The sequence below is a fragment of the Streptomyces sp. NPDC029138 genome (genome assembly GCF_055564375.1).
Window position 1 is genome coordinate 1 of sequence record NZ_JBVHWM010000026.1, and the last position, 18,476, is coordinate 18,476.

Below are 18,476 nucleotides of genomic sequence, written 5' to 3' on the forward strand. Positions count from 1 at the left end.
CGGGTCCCAAAAAGGGTTCTTCAACATTGCTCCCCTCCCCCCCCGCGGTTCGTTTTGCTTTTTGTTCCAGGGCGCGCCCCGGGGGCCGGGGGGGCGGGGCTTCCCCCCCCCCCCCCCCCCCCGGCCGGGCCGTCACGCGGCCATGAACAGCTTCACCGGCTCCGTGCCCGCCGCGCTGTGCCGCGCGGCCCAGTTCTCCAGGGCCGTACGGCAGGCGTGGTCCAGGTGGTGCAGCCCGGACAGGTCGAGCCGGACCGGGCGGTCCTGGGGCAGCGACTCCAGGCTGTCGAGGATCTTCGGCAGCCGCAGGAAGGTCGCGTTCCCGGCCAGGTGCGCCTCGATCGGGCCCGCGCCCTTGTCCACGATGTCCAGCTTGACGTGCGAGGCCTCCCAGGCGGTCTTCACCACCGCCAGCGCGAGACCGATGAGCACGCCCTCGAACATGCTGACCGCCACGATGGAGACGGCCGTGGTGGCGAGGACCAGCGCCTCCCCGCGGTGCTCGCGCCACAGCACGGTCAGCGCCCGGACCGGGACCAGCTTGGCACCCGCGTGGATCAGGATGCCCGCGAGGGCCGGGATCGGGATGTAGGCCAGCACGTCGGGCAGCAGCGCCGCGAACAGCAGCAGCCAGACGCCGTGCATGACCCGGGAGGCCTTCGTACGGGCACCGGCCTGCACGTTGGCCGCGCTGCGCACGATCACCGCGGTCATCGGCAGTGCGCCGAGCACCCCGCACACCACGTTGCCGGCGCCTTGGGCGACGAGTTCCTTGTTGTACTGGGTGCGCGGCCCGGAGTGCAGCCGGTCGACGGCCGCCGCGCTGAACAGCGACTCGGCGGAGGCGATCAGGGTGAAGGCGACGACCGTGCCCAGCAGCCCGACGCCGGCCAACTCGCCGAAGGCGCTCAGCGGCGGGGGCTGGATCGAGCCGAACAGGCCCCGCACCTCGACGGTGGTCACGGGCAGGTCCAGCGCGAACGCTGCCAGCGTGGCGAGCCCGACCGCGGCGAGCGGGCCGGGCACCGCACGTACCTTCGCCGGGGTGTGCTTCCACAGCAGCAGCACCGCGATCGTGCCCGCGGCCACCGCGAGGGAGGCCAGGGCGGCCGTGTCGCCGAGGGCGTCCAGGAGCGCGCCGGGTACCCCGGCGATCTTGTCCAGGCCGGAGTCGGGGGCCTTCGCCGCCAGCGCCGGATACAACTGCCCGGCGATGATCACCAGGCCGATTCCGGCCAGCATGCCCTCGACCACGGAGACGGAGATGGCGCGGAAGTAACGGCCCAGCCGCAGCAGGCCCATGGCCACCTGGAGCACTCCGGCCGCGAGCACGATCACGCCGAGCACCGGCAGGCCGAACTCCTTCACCGCCTCGAAGACGAGCACGGTCATGCCGGCCGCCGGACCGGACACCTGGAGGCTGCTGCCGCGCATGAGACCGGTGACGATGCCGCCCACGATGCCGGTGACCAGGCCGAGTTCGGCCGGCACCCCGGAGGCGACGGCCACGCCCACGCACAGCGGCAGCGCGACCAGGAAGACGACGAGCGAGGCGGCGAAGTCCTGCCTCAGATGCGGGAAACGGGATATGAGGGTGCGGTGGTCGGTCATCGGCGCGCTCACAGGGCCTCGAAGGTGTCGGTCTGCGGGCGGTGCGTCCGTACGGCGCCGGTGTGCACCTCGTAGTACCAGGCGTGCAGGTCGAGCTGATCCTCCTTCAGTCTCCGCTCGACGCAGGGGTACGAGCGCAGTCGCAGCAGCTGGGTCAGTACGTGGCTCTGCACGCCCTCGGCGACCTCCGGGTCCTCGGCCGCGCCGGCCGGGCGCGGGGTGGCGGACGCCAGCCAGTCGCGCACGGCCGGTACGGCGGTCAGGTCGTCACCGCGCACCAGCGCGCCGACGGCGCCGCAGTGCGAGTGGCCGCAGACCACGATGTCGCGGACGCCGAGCACCTCCACGGCGTACTCGATGGTGGCCGCCTCGCTGGTGGGGTGCTCGGAGACGTAGGGCGGGACGATGTTGCCCGCGGTGCGCAGCTCGAACAGCTCGCCGGGGCGGGCGCCCGTGATCAGGGCCGGGACGACCCGCGAGTCGGAGCAGGTGATGAACAGCACCTGCGGGGACTGGCCTTCGGCGAGCTTGGCGAACTCCTCAGGGCGCTGTCCGAAGGTACGGGCGTTGTCGATGAGGGGCTGCATGTGTGTGGGTTCCTCCTGGCGCGCCTGCCTGGCGCGTCGGACTCGAACAACGGTTGTGGGGGGGGGAGCTGTCGGTCCGTCAGCAGCGGAAGACCTGGAGCGCTGCCGGGGTGTGGGCTCTGGAGGCTCTTCGGGTGTGGTGGCGCGGTCCGTCGATGGACTCCGACGGACCCGTTTCGGTCATCCGGCCGGATATGAGGGCGCGTTCCTGTGCGCAGCCGGAGGCCGGGCCGCGCTGCCGGTCGCGGACGTGCGGTATGCCCGCGGGGTCACCTGGGCAGCCGGGAGCGCGGACTTTGTCCGCCGCCCTTTCACGCGCCGGCAGTGCGGAGGGGGTGGTTCCGGTCTCGGCCTTGGCCAGCACCTGACCGAACGTGTGCGCGGGTGCGAAGAATCCCGCGGGAGCGAAGAGCTGGAAGGCGAGCAGCGTCACGCCGAGGAGGGAGAGCAGCGTCCGAACGGTCGTACCTCGGAACATGAGCCCCCCTCCGCCGCGTTCACGTTTCTTGTCCAGACCAAGGGTTGGTCAATGGATGGTCAAGAAACACGTTAACCCTGCAAAGTCCTTTGCAGGGTTAACTGCGCGTTAAGCGCGCAAGAGAGCGTGAAAAGTGCGGGTGGCGTGGCGTGAACCCGCCCTTGACCCGCAGGGCTTGATCGACTATTGGGCGGCCCGGTGACGGCTAGGCGCCGACCAGCCCCTTCGCGTCCCGCGCCAGCGCGGTGAGCCGGGATATCGCGCGGAAGTACTTCTTGCGGTAGCCGCCGTTCAGCATCTCCTCGCTGAACAGCCGGTCGAACGGCAGCCCGGAGGCCAGCACCGGGACCTCCCGGTCGTAGAGCCGGTCCGCCAGCACCACCAGGCGCAGTGCCGTCGACTGGTCCGGCACCGGCTTCACGCCGGTCAGGCACACCGCCCGCACCCCGTCGGTCAGCGCGCCGTACCGGCTCGGATGCACCTTGGCCAGGTGCTCCAGCAGATGCGCGAAGTCGTCCAGCGAGGCGCCCTCGGTGGCGAACGCCGTCTTCATGACCTCCTCGTCGGAGAAGGGCGCCGGGGCCTCGGGCAGGCCGCGGTGACGGTAGTCCTCGCCGTCGATGCGCAGCGTGCGGAAGTGGGCCGACAGGCCCTGGATCTCGCGCAGGAAGTCGGCGGCGGCGAACCGGCCCTCGCCCAGCTTGCCGGGCAGCGTGTTGGAGGTGGCGGCGAGCGCCACGCCCGCCTCGACCAGCTTGCCGAGCAGCGTCGACACCAGGACCGTGTCGCCCGGGTCGTCCAGCTCGAACTCGTCGATGCACAGCAGCCGGTGCTCGGAGAGCGTCCGCACCGTCTGCTGGAAGCCGAGCGCGCCGACCAGGTTGGTCAGCTCCACGAACGTGCCGAACGCCTTGCGGGAGGGTTCGGCCGGGGTGGCGTGCCACAGGGAGGCGAGCAGGTGGGTCTTGCCGACGCCGTAACCGCCGTCCAGGTACACCCCGCGCGGGCCGGCCGGGGCCTTGGGCGCCTTGGTCCGGCCGAAGCCGAAGAGGCCGCGCCTGCCGGCGCCGGAGGCGTGCGCTCCGCCGAGCCCGGCCGCGAAGCCCTCCAGGACCCGGACGGCCTCGGTCTGGCTGGGCTGGTTCGGGTCCGGGATGTACGTGGCGAAGCGGACCGAGTCGAAGCGCGGCGGCGGCACCATCTCGGCGACCAGCCGCTCCGCGGGCACGTGCGGCTCGCGGGCGCACAGGGACAGGGGGCCGGCTTCCGGCAGCGGACTGGAACCGGGGGCGGCGGTGGAGGACGACACAGTTGTCCATGCTAAGCGCCGTGTCACACTGCACGACATGCGACGCCTGTTCCCTGTGACCGAAGAAACAGCAGCCCAGGCCCCCGCCAGGGGTGCGGAGACCCCCGGGCGGGGTCCGGAGGGCGAGGTGGGCGCGGCAGGTCAGGGCGGTTTCGCCGGCGAGGTGCCCGGTGCCGCCGGGGCCGGTGCGCCGGGCGGCGAGGTCCGCCCGCCCGTCGGCGGGCCCGGCGGGGCCGCCGCGGTCGTGGACCGGGAGTGGACCTTTGCCGAGCTGGCCGCCGCGTACGCCTACCCGGAGCCCGCGCCGGGCGCCCCGCGGCCGTGGCTGCGGGCCAACATGGTCTCCTCCCTCGACGGCGCCGCCCAGCACGAGGGCCGCTCGCAGCCCATCTCCAGCGCCGCCGACATGCGGATCTTCGGCACGCTGCGGGCGCTCGCGGACGTCGTCGTGGTCGGCGCGGAAACGGTACGGCAGGAGGGGTACCGGCCCGCCCGCGTGCGGGCCGAGTTCGCCGGGGCCCGCGCTGCCGCCGGGCAGGCCCCGGTCCCGGCGATCGCGATCGTCACCGCGAGCCTGGAGCTGGACTTCACGCTGCCGCTGTTCACCTCGCCCGTGGTGCCCACGCTGATCCTGACCGGTGCCGCGGCCGCCCCCGATCGGATCGCCGCCGCCGAGCGGGCCGGCGCCCAGGTCGTGATCGCCGGTGAGGGCATGGGCGTGGAGCCCGCCCGCGCGGTCCAGGCCCTGGCCGGCCTCGGCCACACCCGGCTGCTCACCGAGGGCGGGCCCCGGCTGCTCGGCCAGTTGATCGCCGCGGAGGTGCTGGACGAGCTGTGCCTGACCGTCTCGCCGACGCTCACGGCGGGGAGCGCGCAGCGGATCGCCGGGGGGCCGTCGGTGGCCGTTCCGCACCGGTTCGAACTCGTGTCCCTGCTGGAGGAGGACGGATTTCTGTTCGGTCGTTACCGTCGGTCCTGAGGTCACCGTTGGTCCTGACGTCACTGTCAGTCCCGACATGGACGGAATCGGCCGTTCCGGTTGGCTTCCGGCGGGCAGACTTGGTCCGGCAGTACCCGTGCGATCACGGGGAAGGATGGTTTCCGCAGGGGCCCTGCCGGGCCCTCTAAGGAGAAGAGGCGCCTGGTGTTCACAAGCGTTCTGATGATCGAGAAGGCCCTGACGTCCGCGGACGTGGAGTTCGTCACCACCTTGCACGGAGACGAGCCCGTCTCCTTCCACGTGCTGCTCCAGCCGCGCGGCGAGCAGGCGGACCGGCTGCTGCGGGCCATCGACGACATCGCGCTCGGCGAACTCGACGAGGCGGTGCGGGAAGGCGAGACGCCGGAGGGGCAGGAGGCCCGGAGCATGGGGCAGCAGGCCCTCGACGTGTCGCTCCAGGCGCTGCGCTCCACGGGGAGCCAGGCGGAGGGGCGGCTGGTCGAGGACCACCCGCTGGACGCGCTGAAGTCGCTGGTGGCCGAGGTGGGCGCCGACGAGGTGATCGTCCTGACGGACCCGCACTACGTGGAGGAGTTCTTCCACCGGGACTGGGCCTCCCGGGCCCGGCACAAGGTGGGGGTGCCGGTGCTGAAGCTGTTCTCGCACAGCAAGGCGTAGCCGCTCCGCCGAGTCGGCCGTCAGCGCCGTTCGGGGAGCGGTGCGGTCGCGGGCGCGGGTGCGTGCGGGGTGCCCGGTGCCCGAGCGCATAGGCTAGGCCTGCTCTAGCTCGTACCGTCTCTGGGGAGAAACGCATGGCACCCGGCCTTCCTGACGCCATGGACCGACCGCACTTCATCGGCATCGGCGGCGCCGGGATGTCGGGGATCGCCAAGATCCTGGCGCAGCGCGGGGCCGAGGTGGCCGGCAGCGACGCCAAGGAGTCGGCGACCGCCGAGGCGCTGCGGGCGCTCGGCGCGACCGTGCACATCGGGCACGCCGCCGAGCACCTCGCCGACGACGCGAGCTGCGTCGTCGTGTCCTCGGCGATCCGCAAGGACAACCCCGAGCTGGCCCGCGCCGCCGAGCTGGGCATCCCGGTGGTGCACCGCTCCGACGCGCTGGCCGCGCTGATGGAGGGCCTGCGGCCGATCGCCGTGGCGGGCACCCACGGCAAGACCACCACCACCTCCATGCTGGCGGTCTCCCTCACCGAGCTGGGCCTCGAGCCGTCGTACGCCATCGGCGGCGACCTGGACGCCCCCGGCTCCAACGCGCTGCACGGCGAGGGCGACATCTTCGTCGCCGAGGCCGACGAGTCGGACCGCAGCTTCCACAAGTACGCGCCCGAGGTCGCCATCGTCCTCAACGTCGAGCTGGACCACCACGCCAACTACGCCTCGATCGACGAGATCTACGAATCCTTCGAGACGTTCGTGGGCCGGATCACCGACGGCGGCACGCTGGTCGTCTCCGCCGACCACGAGGGCGCCCGCGAGCTGACCCGGCGCGTGCGGGGTCGTGATGTGCGGATCGTGACCTACGGAGAGGCGGCCGACGCCGACGTCCGCGTCCTCGCGGTCGTCCCGCAGGGGCTGAAGAGCCAGGTCACCGCGGTGCTGAACGGGCAGGAGCTGACCTTCGAGGTGTCCGTGCCGGGCCGGCACTACGCCCTCAACGCGGTCGCCGCGCTCGCCGCCGGCGCCGCCCTCGGCATCCCGGCCGCCGAGCTGGCGCCCGCGCTCGCCGCCTACACCGGCGTCAAGCGGCGCCTCCAGCTCAAGGGCGAGGCGGCCGGCGTCCAGGTGATCGACTCCTACGCCCACCACCCGACCGAGATGACCGCCGACCTGGAGGCCATGCGCGCCGCCGCCGGCGACGCCCGCATCCTCGTCGTCTTCCAGCCGCACCTCTTCTCCCGCACCCAGGAGCTGGGCAAGGAGATGGGGCAGGCGCTGGCCCTCGCCGACGCCTCGCTGGTCCTCGACATCTACCCGGCCCGCGAGGACCCGATCCCCGGCGTCACCAGCGAGCTGATCATCGAGGCCGCGCGCGCGGCCGGCGCCGACGTCACCGCCGTGTCCGACAAGGCGGAGATCCCCGCGGCGGTCGCGGGAATGGCGAAGCCCGGTGATCTCGTTCTCACCATGGGCGCGGGTGATGTGACCGACCTGGGCCCGCTGATCCTGGACCGCCTGTCGCAGTAAAGGGGCTGAGAAACTGATGTCGTACGACGTCGAGAAGCCGGACGAGCAGTGGCGCGCGGAGCTGAACCCCGCCGAGTACGCCGTGCTGCGCCAGGCCGCCACCGAGCCGGCCTTCACCGGTGAGTACACGGACACCAAGACCAAGGGCGTCTACTCCTGCCGGGCCTGTGGTGCCGAGCTGTTCACCTCCGACACCAAGTTCGAGTCGCACTGCGGCTGGCCGTCCTTCTACGACCCGAAGGACACCGACGCCGTGGAACTGGTCGAGGACCGCACCCACGGCATGGTCCGCACCGAGGTGCGGTGCGCCCGCTGCGGCTCCCACCTCGGGCACGTCTTCGAGGGCGAGGGCTACCCGACCCCCACCGACCAGCGGTACTGCATCAACTCCATCTCCCTGCGGCTGGAGCCCCAGGAGGGCTGAGTCTCCGCTGTGGGACCGCCGGGGCGACCGGGCTGGTGCCCCGGTCGCCCCGATTTGAGATTCTGTGAGGGTGTTGGGTGTGGCGCGGTGGATGCGGTCCCGTCGCAGGCCCCAGCCCGTCGAGCGTGCCCGCCGCCAGGCCGGCGGCGGTCCCGGCGAGGCCGAGCAGTCCGCGGGGGCCGGCGCGCGGCTGGCCGACCTGCGGGAGACCCTGGCCGGGATCGGTACGACCCTCGACGCGGCCACCACCCGGACCGAGCTGACCCGGGCCGCCGTACGGCTGGCCGGGGGAGCCGCCGCCGTGATGCGCCGCACCCGGGACACCGTCTCCGGGTACGACGCGATCACCGGGGACGCCGAGCTGCTGCCCGACGTCCGGTGGGCCGCCGCGGCGGCCCGCGAGGCGCACGTCCCGGCCGCGGGCGCCGCGCCGGAACCCTGGCTGGAGTACGCCGGCGCCACCCGGGCCGCCGGTCTGTGCGCCCCGCTGACCAGCCGGGACGAGGTGTACGGCGTCCTGGTGTGGGCGCGGCCCGGGGGACCGCTGCGGCGGGCCGAGGCCGAGCTGCTCGCCCTGCTCGCCGAGCGCGCCGCCTCCCACCTGCGGCACGCCCGCGTCCACGAGCAGGTCAGCCGCACCGCCGGTGATCTCCAGCGCGCCCTGCTCGCCGAGCCCGGCCGGCCGCACCCCAACCTGGACGTCGCGATCCGCTATCTGCCGGTGGGCCTGAGCGCCCTGGTCGGCGGCGACTGGTGCGAGACCGTCCGGCTGCACTTCGGCCGGACCCTGCTGGTCGTCGGTGACGTCATGGGGCACGGCCTGGAATCCGCCGTCGACATGAGCGCCTACCGCTCCTCCCTGCGCTACATCGCCTCCGCCGACCTCCCCCCGCACCGGGTGCTGCGGCAGATGGACGACATCGCCTCCGGGGAGGCCGAGCGCAGACCCGCCACCTGTCTGCTCGCCCGCGTCGACCCCGGCCGGGGCCAGGTCACCCTGGCCAGCGCCGGCCATCTGCCGCCCGCGCTCATCGACCGGGACGGCAGGACCAGCCTGCTGCCCGTGCCGGTCGGGCCGCCGCTGGGCACCGGGCTCGGCGGATACGAGTCGGCCACGCACCGGCTGGCGCCCGGCGAGACCCTCGTGGCGTTCACCGACGGTCTCGTGGAACGCCGCGGCGAGGACATCGACCGCTCCCTGGCCCGGCTGGCCGCCCTGCGCTTCACCGCCGGGGACGCGCTCGACGCCGTCCTGGAGACCATCCTCAGCCGCCTGGACGCCCGCCACGCGGAGGACGACGTCGCCATCCTCGCGGCCCGCCCCCACACGAGACAGGGGAGTTCGGCCGGGGCGGGGGTCACGGGGGCGAGGATCGGCTGACCACGGCCCGGGACGGGGTACATGAACGCTCCCGCCAAAGTGCCGAAACACTGGCGGTCTAGACTCTCCCCGCATCAGCCCAGGATCGGTCGCCCGAAGGGTACGCGGCGTTTTGATACGGATAGATTCAGTCACGAAGCGGTATCCGGACGGCACGGTCGCGGTCGACCGGCTGTCGTTGGAGATACCTGACCGCGCGATCACCGTCCTCGTCGGGCCCTCCGGCTGCGGCAAGACGACGACCCTGCGGATGATCAACCGGATGGTGGAACCCAGCGAGGGCAGCATCCTCCTCGACGGCCAGGACATCCGGCAGCAGCCGGTCAACACCCTGCGCCGGTCGATGGGTTACGTCATCCAGAACGCCGGGCTCTTCCAGCACCGCACCATCCTCGACAACATCGCCACCGTGCCCCGCCTGCTCGGTTGGAGCAAGCAGAAGGCCCGGGGCCGGGCCGCCGAGCTGATGGAACGTGTGGGTCTCGACTCCGCGTTGGCCAAGCGGTACCCGTACCAGCTCTCCGGCGGTCAGCAGCAGCGCGTCGGCGTGGCGCGCGCCCTCGCCGCCGACCCGCCGGTGCTGCTGATGGACGAGCCGTTCTCCGCCGTCGACCCCGTCGTCCGCAAGGGACTCCAGGACGAACTCCTGCGCATCCAGGACGAGCTGGGGAAGACCATCGTCTTCGTCACGCACGACATCGACGAGGCGATCAAGCTGGGCACGAAGGTCGCCGTGCTGCGCACCGGCGGTCTGCTCGCCCAGTTCGCCCCGCCCGCCGAACTGCTCAGCGCGCCCGCCGACTCCTTCGTGGAGGACTTCCTCGGCGCCGACCGCGGCATCCGCCGGCTCTCCTTCTTCCCGTCCGCCGGGCTCGAGTTGGAGACCGCGCCCGTCGTCCCGATCGACGCCGACGCCGGCAAGCTCGCCTCCCGGGCGGCCACGGCCCCCTATCTCCTCGTCACCGACCTCGACGGCAGGCCGCTCGGCTGGAGCGAACCGGACCGGCTCACCGCCGGCGCCATCGACCGGGAGCAACTCCTCGATCACGGACGCCCGTTCGTGCCCGGCACCGACTCGCTGCGCACCGCGCTCGACGGGGCCGTGCTGTCACCGACCGGCTGGGCCGTCGCGGTGGACGGCGACGGACGCGCGGTCGGTGTCGTCTCCCAGCAGGTCATCGGCGAGGCGATCCGGGCCGCCCACAGCGAGGTGGCGCGGCACGCCGGCGCGAAGGCCGGGCGATGAGCGGCTTCTTCGACCTCCCGAGCGACCTCCAGCACAGCTACCTCGGCCTCATCGGGCTGCATCTGCGCGAGGCACTGCTGCCGGTGCTCGCCGGACTGATCATCTCGTTGCCGGTGGCCCAGCTGTGCGTGCGCTTCCGCTGGATCTACCCGCCCGTCCTCGGCATCACCACCGTCCTCTACGCCATCCCGTCGCTCGCCTTCTTCGTCGTCCTCATCGACTACTTCGGGCAGAGCGAGACGACCGTGATGATCCCGCTCGCGCTGTACAGCCTGGTGGTGCTCGTCCCGGCGATCGTGGACGGCGTCCGCTCGGTGCCGCCGGAGACCCTGGCCGCCGCCCAGGCCATGGGCTTCGGAGCCGTACGCCGCTACTTCCAGGTCCAGTTGCCCATCGCCGTGCCCGCGATCATCGCCGGCCTGCGGGTGGCCACCGTCTCCAGCATCTCCCTGGTCAGCGTCGGCATGCTCATCGGCAACCAGGGCGCCCTCGGCAACATGCTCTACGACGCCCAGACCTACCACCGCCCCGCCCTGGCCGTGAACTCGGTCCTGACCATCGCGGTGCTGGGCATCCTCGCCGACGCCGTCCTGGTCCTCGTCCGCCTCCTCCTCACCCCCTGGATGCCGCGGAAGGGTGCCACCCGGTGAACGTCCTGAACTTCGCGCACGCCTTCTTCAGCGACAGCGCCCACTGGCACGGCTACGACGGCATCCCCACCCGGTTCGCCGAGCACATCAGGTACTCCCTGGAAGCCCTGCTGATCGCCGCCGCGATCGGGCTGCCCGTCGGCCTGCTCACCGGCCACACCGGGCGCGGCGGCAACGCCCTCGCGCTCGTCGCCACCGCCGGCCGCGCGCTGCCCAGCTTCGGCCTCCTGGTGCTGATGTTCATCTGGATCGGCTTCGGTCTGCTGCCGGTGATGATCCCGCTGGTCGTCCTCGCCGTACCGCCGATCCTGGTCACCACCTACGAGGCGGTCCGCTCCGTCGACCCCTCCCCGGTGGACGCGGCCCGGGGCATGGGCATGCCCGAGGCGCGCGTGCTGTTCCAGGTGGAGGTGCCGGTCGCGCTCCCGCTGATCCTCAGCGGCCTGCGCACGGCGGCCATCCAGATCGTCTCCACCGCCACCATCGCCGCCTACGTCAGCCTGGGCGGCCTCGGCCGCTACATCATCGACGGCCTCTACCAGAAGAACTACGAGAAGGTCGTCGGCGGCGCCACGCTCGTCGCCGGGCTCGCCCTCGCGACCCTCGCCGTGTTCTGGGCGGCGTCCCGGCTCACGGTGTCGCCGGGGGTACGCCGCAGCGGCTGAGGGCCTGGGCGGCCTTCAGGGCTGTGCCGGTCGCTACCGCTCGGTGCGGGCCAGCGCGAGTTCGAGCACGACGAGCAGCGCGTCCCGCACCGAGCCCCGCTCCCGGGCGTCGAACACCACGACCGGCACGCCGTCGGAGACGTCCAGCGCCCAGCGGACGTCCTCCAAAGTGTGCTCCACCCGGCCGTCGAAGGCGTTCACCGCGACCGCGAACGGGATGCCCTTGTGCTCGAAGTAGTCCACGGCCGCGTAGCAGTCGTCCAGCCGGCGGGTGTCGACGATGACGAGCCCGCCGACCGCGCCCTCCACGATGTCGTCCCACATGAACCCGAACCGTTCCTGCCCGGGCGTGCCGAACAGGTACAGCTTCAGCGTCGGGTCGATGGTGATGCAGCCGAAGTCCATCGCGACGGTCGTGGTGGTCTTGCGCGGAGTGTGCGTCAGGTCGTCCACGCCGGCCGCGACCTCGGTGATCGACGCCTCCGTGGTCAGCGGCTCGATCTCCGAGATCGCGCCGACGGCCGTGGTCTTGCCCACGCCGAAACCGCCCGCGATCACCATCTTCACCGGCAGCGGCGGCCGCACCGCCGCCGGCGCGGCCGGGCCCCGGGCCAGGAGCGGTTCAGTCGGTGTCACTCGGTACCCCTCGGGAGTCGGGGATGGCCCGCAGGCCATCGATAACCCTGCGCAGGACGGACGCGTCGTGGGTGGCCTCGGCGTCCGGCACGTACACCGCCAACTGGCCCGCCTCGCGCAGGTCTTCGGCCAGGACGCGGACCACGTTGAGATGCAGCCGCAGCCGGGCCGCGAGTTCCGCGAGGGACTGCGGCAGCCGGCAGGCGGCGACGATGTCGTGCTGCTCGAAGGAGAGCCGGCCGAGCGCGTCGAGACCGTCGGCGGTGGACACCACCTGGGTCTCCACGGGCAGCGCCCGGCCGGAGGCGGCGTCCGCTACCCGGCCGGCGGTGACCAGGTACGGCCGTACGGCGGGGGCGGGGCCGACCGGGTCCGGGCCCGGGGGCGGAATGCCGTCCGCCATGCCGTCCGCCATGGAAACGTTCTCCTTCTCAGCGGGCCGCCGCCGCGCTCACGCTGTTCTTCAGCTCCAGGACGAGCTGCGGGCTCAGCGCGGCACCGGCGCGGTTGGCGAACAGCGTCATCTCGTAGGCGATGTTGCCGAGCTTCGCCTCCTTGTCGGTGACGACGCCGAGCACGGCGCCGCTGCCGATCGCGGAGACGATGACGTGGCCGCCCTCCAGATCGATGATGACCTTGTTCAGGCCGCCCAGGCCGTAGTTGCCGGAGGCGCCCGCGGCCAGGCTGGTGATGCCGGACACGATCGCCGCGAGCCGCTCGGAGTCGGCGTGCTCACGCAGCTGTGACACCGCGATCAGCAGGCCGTCGGAGGACACGGCGATGGCGTCGACGACGCCGGCGGTCTCGGTCGCGAAGCGGTTCAGCAGCCAGGTGAAGTCGGCCGCGGCTGCCCGCAGATCGGTCGGCGTGGTGCCGCCCGTCGGGCTGTCACCTGTCGACGTGCTCACTGCTCGGCTCCTTCCGGAAGGTGGTTCGGGTCGTGCGGCGGGGTGGTCGGGGGTGTGGCGGTGGGGGTGGCTGCGGGCGTGGGGGTGGCCGCGGGAGTGGGGTGCGGTGGGGAGTCGGTGGCGGGGGTGTCGTCGGCGTGGGGCGGGTGGGGGGCTGTCGGGGTGGCGTCCGGGTGCGCTGGGTGCGTGGCCGCCGGGGTGTCGTCGGCGTGGGGCGGGTGGGGGGCTGTCGGGGTGGCGTCCGGGTGCGCTGGGTGCGTGGCCGCCGGGGTGTCGTGCGGGTGCGGTGGGTGCGTGGCCTCTGTGGTGCTGTCCGGGCGGGGATCGGCCGATGCCGTCCTCGCGCCGTCCGGGCGCGTTGCCGTGGCCATGCCGCTGTCGTGAGGAGCCGTACCGGTGCTCGCCGCCGGGCGGGTGAAGCTGCCCGTGTCGCTGTCCCGTTGAGCGCGCTCCACCGCGTCCTCGAACTCCTCCAGCGCGTTGCGGACGGCCTCCGCGTCCAGCGGTCGTACGGTCTTCGGCACCGTCGGAGCGGCATCGGCGGTGTTGCGCAGCGTGGCCCCGCGCACCCGGCGGCGCAGCGGGCGCGCGGTGTGTCCGGCGTCGCCGGGCCTCTGCTCCGCCGAAGGTGTCGGTGCGTCGGTGCTCCGCGGTGCGCGGCGAGGGATACGGCGGGGGAGCGGGCCGCCGTGTTCCGCGCGGGCGGGCTCGTCCGGGGTGGTGCCGTCGGCCGGCGCCTTCTCATGGGCGGTGTCCGGCGGCTGCGCGTCCCGCACGGGTACCGGGCCGGACACATCGGCCACCGGCGCGGGCGCCGCGGTCACCGGAGCCTCGGTCCCCGCGTGCGGCGCCAGCAGCAGCGAGGCCGGCAGCGTCACCTCGGCCGTCACACCACCGCCCGGCGTCCGGGTCAGCTCGACCCGGATCTCCCAGCGGCGCGCCAGCGCGCCCACCACGAACAGGCCCAGCACCTTCGTCGGCACCAGGTCCAGCCGTTCCCGGCGGATCAGCCGGGCGTTCTCCTCGGCGAGCCGCTCGGCGCTCATGCCGAGGCCGTGGTCGGTGATCACCACGTGCGTGCCCTCGGCGCCGGAGCGGACGGTGACCTCGACGGGGCTGCCCTCGGGCGAGAACGACACCGCGTTCTCCAGGAGTTCGGCCACCATCAGCGTGAGGTCACCGATGATGTCCGGCTCGACCAGGGCGTCCGACGCGGCGTACAGCCGTACCCGCTGATAGCCCTCGATCTGCCCGAGCGCGGCCCGTACGACGGTGGACAGCGCGGTCGGACCCGCGTCGAGCACCGTCTCGCGGATGCCGGCCAGCAGCATCAGGCTGTCGGCGTTGCGGCGCAGTCGTACGGCGATGTGGTCGATGGAGTAGAGCCGTTCCAGCAGCGCCGGGTCGGTCTCCCCCCGCTCCACCGCGTCGATCAGCGCGAGTTGCCGGGTGGTCAGGTTGCTGACCCGGCGGCCCACGTTGCCGAACATCTCCGCGGTGTTGCGCCGGCTGAGCACCTGGCGTTCCAGCAGCGCGGCGGCGGTGGTCTGCACCCGGTTGAACGCCTCCGCCAGGTCGCCGATCTCGTCGCGGGCCGTGACGGGCATGTCCCGCAACCGGGGCGGCCCGTCGTCCTCGGCGTCGTCGTCGGCCACCCGGGCCAGCTCGCGCCCGGCGACCTCGGCGACCTCCCGCGCGGCTCCGGTGAGCGCCTGCACCGGCCGGACCACCGAGCGGCGCACCAGCACCGCGAAGGCGATCCACAGCGCGAAGGCGATCAGCGCGCCGCTCAGCAGCAGGCCGGCCCGCCACCGGGCGGAGACGGCGGCACCGTCGGCCCGGTCGGCGATCTGGCCGATCAGCGCGGTGGTGATCTTCAGCCGGGCGGCGGCCTGTTCGGGGTAGGCGGGGTAGTCGGTCAGCGCGTCCTGCACGGCCCGCCGCAGCCGCGCCTGGTCGTCGGTCTCCAGCCGGCCGACACCGACCTGGAGTTCGGCGTACGCGTCCGCGATCTCTCGCTGTGCCTGGGTGTGTTCGATGCCGGAGAACCGCTCGGCCTGCGCCTCGGTGGCGAACCGGGCGAAGCGCTCGGCCTGGTGGGTGTACAGCTCGTAGGCGCCGACCGCGCTGGTGAACTCGATCTGCGCGTTGGTGTCGCCCGTGGTGGCGGCGAACACGTTGGTCTCGAAGGCGCCGTGGGCGGCGTCCGCGCGCAGCAGCGAGTCCAGCAGGCTGCCGGTGAAGGTCTCGGCGAGGTCGGGGTCGCGGTCGAGGCCGAGGCCGTCGATCAGGCTCTGGGCGGCGCCCGCGTAGGCCGGGTCGATGTTGTCGGCGGGCAGATACGACTGCTCCACCGAGGTGCGCAGGCTGGTGAGGCCCTCGACCCCGCGCAGGGCCTGCGCCTCGCTCTCCGGGAGCTGGTCGCCGAAGGCCTCGCGCACCTTCGCCACCTGGGAGTCGACCGCGTGCTGCGCCGCGCGGTAGGCGGACGTCGACGGCTTCGCGTCCCCCGACTCGTACCGCGTCGAGAGCAGGATCGCCTGCTGGTGCTCGGCCTCCACCCGGTCCACCAGCCGCGCCACCTGTGCGCTGTCGCGTACGAGACGGGCCGCCGAGGCCGCGCTGGACGACTGCCGTACCAGGTCGGTGAAGAGGTACGCCAGCAGAATCGCGATGACCGCGAGGGGGATGCCGACGAGCAGATTGAGCTTGCGCCGGAAGGGCCAGCGGTCGGCGAAACCCCGTGCTCCGCCCCGCGTGGGGGCGTGCCGGTCGGGCGCGTCCACCTGGTTCGTGGACACCGGGCCTCCTTCATGGGTGTCTTGTCCGGGGGAGCCGTCACTCCCGGACCTGAGGGCTTCGTCGCCCCCGGAACGCCTGCGTCACGACACCGAAGCGGGCCCCGCGCACCGCTGTGGTCGATACCAACTCGGCTGAGACTACAGGCCTCTTCAGGCGTCGATCAGCTCACCTTTCATCAAGAATCCGTTACAAAGAGGCTGCTCTGTGTGCACGAGTGACCGCAGATCGAGGCCAATCGGTGATCTGATGCCCTTGACTGACCGAGAACCGGCTGGATTGGATCAGCAGGTGACTTACACAACCCACATCAGCAGGTCCATCCGGAGGAACCGAGGCGCGGCGGCGGTCGCCCTCGCGGCGGCGACGGCTCTGCTGGCGGGCTGCTCCTCCAACGACGACAAGGCCGACAACCCCCTGTCGGACGACAGCAAGGCCAGCGGCGACACCGTCGTCGTCGGATCCAACAACTTCCCCGAGAGCACCCTGCTCGCCGACATCTACGGCGAAGCGCTCAAGGCCAAGGGGATCAAGGTCACGTACAAGCCGAACATCGGCAGCCGGGAGACCACCTACGGACTGATCAAGAACGGTTCCATATCGGTCCTGCCCGAGTACAACGGCGCGCTGCTGGCCTACCTCGACCCGAAGGCCGCCCCGAAGACCCTCGGGGAGACCACGGACGCCATCAACGCCAAGCTGGACTCCAAGCTCACGCTGCTGAACCCGGCGTCGGCGCAGGACAAGGACTCGATCACGGTCAACGCGGCCACCGCGAAGAAGTACGACCTCACCGAGAAGTCCACCATCGCCGACCTGAAGGACATCGCCAAGGACCTGGTCATCGGCGCCTCGCCGGAGTTCCAGACCCGGCAGCAGGGCCTGGTGGGCCTCAAGTCCGTCTACGGCCTGGAGTTCAAGTCCTTCAAGGCGCTGGACGCGGGCGGCCCGCTCACGCTGGCGGCGCTGAAGAAGGACGCCGTGCAGGCGGCGGACATCTTCACCACGGACCCGAACATCTCCAAGGAGAAGTTCGTCGTCCTCCAGGACCCGAAGAACCTGTTCGGCTTCGAGAACGTCCAGCCGCTCACCTACGAGGGCGCACTGTCCAAGGAGGGCGTCGACGCGCTCAACGCCGTCTCCGCCAAGCTCGACACCGCGACCCTGCTGGACCTGGACACGCAGGTGCAGGCGCAGAACAAGGACCCGCTGGACGTCGCCAAGGCCTGGCTGAAGTCGGCGGGACTGGCCTGAGACCGGACCGGCCGGGACAGCGGGGAGAGCCGTCAGAGCCCCGAGTGCCGCTAGTGCCCGGAGAGCCGGGAGAGCTGAACGGCCGGGGGTGACCGGAACGGCCGGGACTTCCGGGGTCCGGGCCAGCTGAGGCGACCGGAACCGCCGGGACAGCCGGAACGGTTGAGTACGACCAGAACGACCAGGAACTGTCAGGAACTGTCAGGAACGACCGTGGACGTGCCGACGCGGGTGCCCCCGCAGCCCGGGGACACCCGTGTCCCGCTCGACGGCGGCGGCCTCACCCTGCCCTCTCTCATCCGGCTCGCGGACGGTACGGCCGTACCCGCTGTCGACGCGGGCGCCCTCGACCGGGTCCGCCGCGCCCGGGAGACGGCCGACCGGCTCGCCGCCACGGGCCGATGGTACGGCCGCGGCACCGGCGTCGGCGCGCACCGCTCGGTCGCCGTCGACCCGGCCGAGGAGACCGCCCACGGCCTGCGTCTCCTGCGCAGCCACGCGGGCGGTGCCGGTCCGCTGCTGCCGGCCCGCACGGTCCGCGCGATGCTCGCGATCCGCGCCAACCAGCTCCTCGCGGGCGGCTCCGGCATCCACCCGTCCTTCGTCACCGCCCTCACCGAGGCCCTCCGCCTCGGTGTGCACCCGGCGGTCAACCAGTACGGCGGTGTGGGCACCGGCGACCTGACGGCCCTGGCCCAGACAGGCCTGACCCTGCTCGGCGAACGCCCTTGGCTGACCCCGGACGACTCGCCTACCTCACCGCGGGCGGGCGGAACCGTGTCGGTGGGGGAGCGGGCGGGGGCGGGGCCGGGGGCCGGGGCGGGGGGAGTGCCGGGTGCGGGTGCGGGTGCGGGTGCGGGTGCCAGTGCTGGTGCTGGTGCGGTGGCCGGGGCTGTCCTCGGTGGGGAGCGGTCGCCCTCCGGCGCCGGGGCCCTCGGTGCCGGCGTCGGTGCGGAGCGCGCGGGCCTGGCAGCGGCGAACCCGACCGGGACGGCTGACGGTGTCCACGTCGGCGAGGCCGCTCCCCGGGGCGTCGGTGACGGAGCCCGGACCGCCGGTGAGCTGCCCGCTCCGGTCACCCTGCGAGCCGGTGACGCCCTCGCGCTGCTCAGCAGCAACGCCCTCGCCCTCGCGCAGGCCGCGCTCGCCGGGCACGAGACCGAGCTGCTGCTGCGGGCCACGCACGTGGTCGCGGCGCTGTCCCTCGCCGCCGTGTCGGGCTCCCCGGAAGCGTACGCCGCGCCGGTGCACGCCCTGCGGCCCTACCCCGGGCCGGCCCGTGCCGCCGCCGAGATACGGCGCCTGCTCGGCCTGCCCGAGGACCCGTCGGCATCCGAGCGGGACGGGCTTGCCGCCGTGGGTCGCCGTATGCAGGACCCGTCGG

General features: G+C 72.7%; 18 protein-coding genes. 10 read left to right on the top strand and 8 right to left on the bottom strand.

What is annotated here, in order from left to right; translation table 11 throughout:
• Positions 1-132: 132 nt before the first annotated feature.
• From ACZ4WH_RS20975 to zapE, 4 genes are all read right to left on the bottom strand, one after another.
• Positions 133-1,611, bottom strand: a complete 1,479-nt coding sequence (locus tag ACZ4WH_RS20975) for a SulP family inorganic anion transporter (protein ID WP_468182520.1) — start codon at positions 1,609-1,611, stop codon at positions 133-135.
• 8 nt (positions 1,612-1,619) lie between these two features.
• Positions 1,620-2,198: a carbonic anhydrase gene (locus ACZ4WH_RS20980; RefSeq protein ID WP_468182522.1), complete on the bottom strand. Its 579-nt coding sequence runs from the start codon at positions 2,196-2,198 to the stop codon at positions 1,620-1,622.
• A 79-nt stretch (positions 2,199-2,277) separates the two neighbouring features.
• Complete coding sequence (locus ACZ4WH_RS20985; protein WP_468182524.1) at positions 2,278-2,676, bottom strand: hypothetical protein; 399 nt, start codon at positions 2,674-2,676, stop codon at positions 2,278-2,280.
• A gap of 205 nt (positions 2,677-2,881) precedes the next feature.
• Positions 2,882-3,985: a cell division protein ZapE gene (zapE, locus tag ACZ4WH_RS20990; RefSeq protein WP_468182526.1), complete on the bottom strand. Its 1,104-nt coding sequence runs from the start codon at positions 3,983-3,985 to the stop codon at positions 2,882-2,884.
• A 37-nt stretch (positions 3,986-4,022) separates the two neighbouring features.
• Between zapE and ACZ4WH_RS20995 the strand changes: the two genes are divergently transcribed.
• The 8 genes from ACZ4WH_RS20995 to ACZ4WH_RS21030 all read left to right on the top strand — a co-directional run bounded on the left by ACZ4WH_RS20995 (position 4,023) and on the right by ACZ4WH_RS21030 (position 11,495).
• Complete coding sequence (locus tag ACZ4WH_RS20995) at positions 4,023-4,964, top strand: pyrimidine reductase family protein (protein ID WP_468182528.1); 942 nt, start codon at positions 4,023-4,025, stop codon at positions 4,962-4,964.
• 165 nt (positions 4,965-5,129) lie between these two features.
• On the top strand, positions 5,130-5,603 hold the full coding sequence (locus ACZ4WH_RS21000) for an indole-3-glycerol phosphate synthase (RefSeq protein ID WP_468182530.1): 474 nt from the start codon (positions 5,130-5,132) through the stop codon (positions 5,601-5,603).
• A gap of 134 nt (positions 5,604-5,737) precedes the next feature.
• Positions 5,738-7,129, top strand: coding sequence for a UDP-N-acetylmuramate--L-alanine ligase (murC, locus tag ACZ4WH_RS21005; RefSeq protein WP_468182532.1), 1,392 nt, complete (start codon positions 5,738-5,740; stop codon positions 7,127-7,129).
• A 16-nt stretch (positions 7,130-7,145) separates the two neighbouring features.
• A complete protein-coding gene (gene msrB, locus ACZ4WH_RS21010) occupies positions 7,146-7,553 on the top strand; it encodes a peptide-methionine (R)-S-oxide reductase MsrB (protein WP_468182534.1) in 408 nt (135 codons plus the stop codon).
• Positions 7,554-7,644: 91 nt separating this feature from the next.
• On the top strand, positions 7,645-8,934 hold the full coding sequence (locus tag ACZ4WH_RS21015; RefSeq protein WP_468182536.1) for a PP2C family protein-serine/threonine phosphatase: 1,290 nt from the start codon (positions 7,645-7,647) through the stop codon (positions 8,932-8,934).
• Positions 8,935-9,046: 112 nt separating this feature from the next.
• A complete protein-coding gene (locus tag ACZ4WH_RS21020; protein WP_468182538.1) occupies positions 9,047-10,180 on the top strand; it encodes an ABC transporter ATP-binding protein in 1,134 nt (377 codons plus the stop codon).
• On the top strand, positions 10,177-10,830 hold the full coding sequence (locus ACZ4WH_RS21025) for an ABC transporter permease (RefSeq protein WP_468182540.1): 654 nt from the start codon (positions 10,177-10,179) through the stop codon (positions 10,828-10,830). The genes ACZ4WH_RS21020 and ACZ4WH_RS21025 overlap by 4 nt, the downstream gene beginning before the upstream one ends.
• The gene (locus ACZ4WH_RS21030) at positions 10,827-11,495 is read left to right on the top strand and encodes an ABC transporter permease (RefSeq protein ID WP_468182542.1); all 669 of its coding nucleotides are present in this window, start codon (positions 10,827-10,829) and stop codon (positions 11,493-11,495) included. Before ACZ4WH_RS21025 ends, ACZ4WH_RS21030 begins: the two co-directional genes overlap by 4 nt.
• 33 nt (positions 11,496-11,528) lie before the next feature.
• Here ACZ4WH_RS21030 and ACZ4WH_RS21035 read toward each other — a convergent pair whose 3' ends face one another.
• The 4 genes from ACZ4WH_RS21035 to ACZ4WH_RS21050 are packed head-to-tail and all read right to left on the bottom strand — an operon-like array spanning position 11,529 to position 15,840.
• Positions 11,529-12,131: a GTP-binding protein gene (locus ACZ4WH_RS21035; RefSeq protein ID WP_468182544.1), complete on the bottom strand. Its 603-nt coding sequence runs from the start codon at positions 12,129-12,131 to the stop codon at positions 11,529-11,531.
• A complete protein-coding gene (locus ACZ4WH_RS21040) occupies positions 12,118-12,534 on the bottom strand; it encodes a DUF742 domain-containing protein (RefSeq protein WP_468182692.1) in 417 nt (138 codons plus the stop codon). Before ACZ4WH_RS21040 ends, ACZ4WH_RS21035 begins: the two co-directional genes overlap by 14 nt.
• Before the next feature lie 28 nt (positions 12,535-12,562).
• Positions 12,563-13,039: a roadblock/LC7 domain-containing protein gene (locus ACZ4WH_RS21045; RefSeq protein WP_468182546.1), complete on the bottom strand. Its 477-nt coding sequence runs from the start codon at positions 13,037-13,039 to the stop codon at positions 12,563-12,565.
• Positions 13,036-15,840 (bottom strand): sensor histidine kinase, encoded by a 2,805-nt coding sequence (locus ACZ4WH_RS21050; protein WP_468182548.1) that lies wholly within the window; start codon positions 15,838-15,840, stop codon positions 13,036-13,038. The genes ACZ4WH_RS21045 and ACZ4WH_RS21050 overlap by 4 nt, the downstream gene beginning before the upstream one ends.
• Positions 15,841-16,129: 289 nt before the next feature.
• Between ACZ4WH_RS21050 and ACZ4WH_RS21055 the strand changes: the two genes are divergently transcribed.
• Positions 16,130-17,092 carry an ABC transporter substrate-binding protein gene (locus ACZ4WH_RS21055; protein ID WP_468182550.1) on the top strand — a complete coding sequence of 321 codons (963 nt, stop codon included), beginning with the start codon at positions 16,130-16,132 and terminating at the stop codon, positions 17,090-17,092.
• A 213-nt stretch (positions 17,093-17,305) separates the two neighbouring features.
• Positions 17,306-18,476, top strand: a 1,171-nt coding sequence (locus tag ACZ4WH_RS21060; protein ID WP_468182552.1) for an aromatic amino acid lyase, incomplete at its 3' end; no start/stop codon positions are given.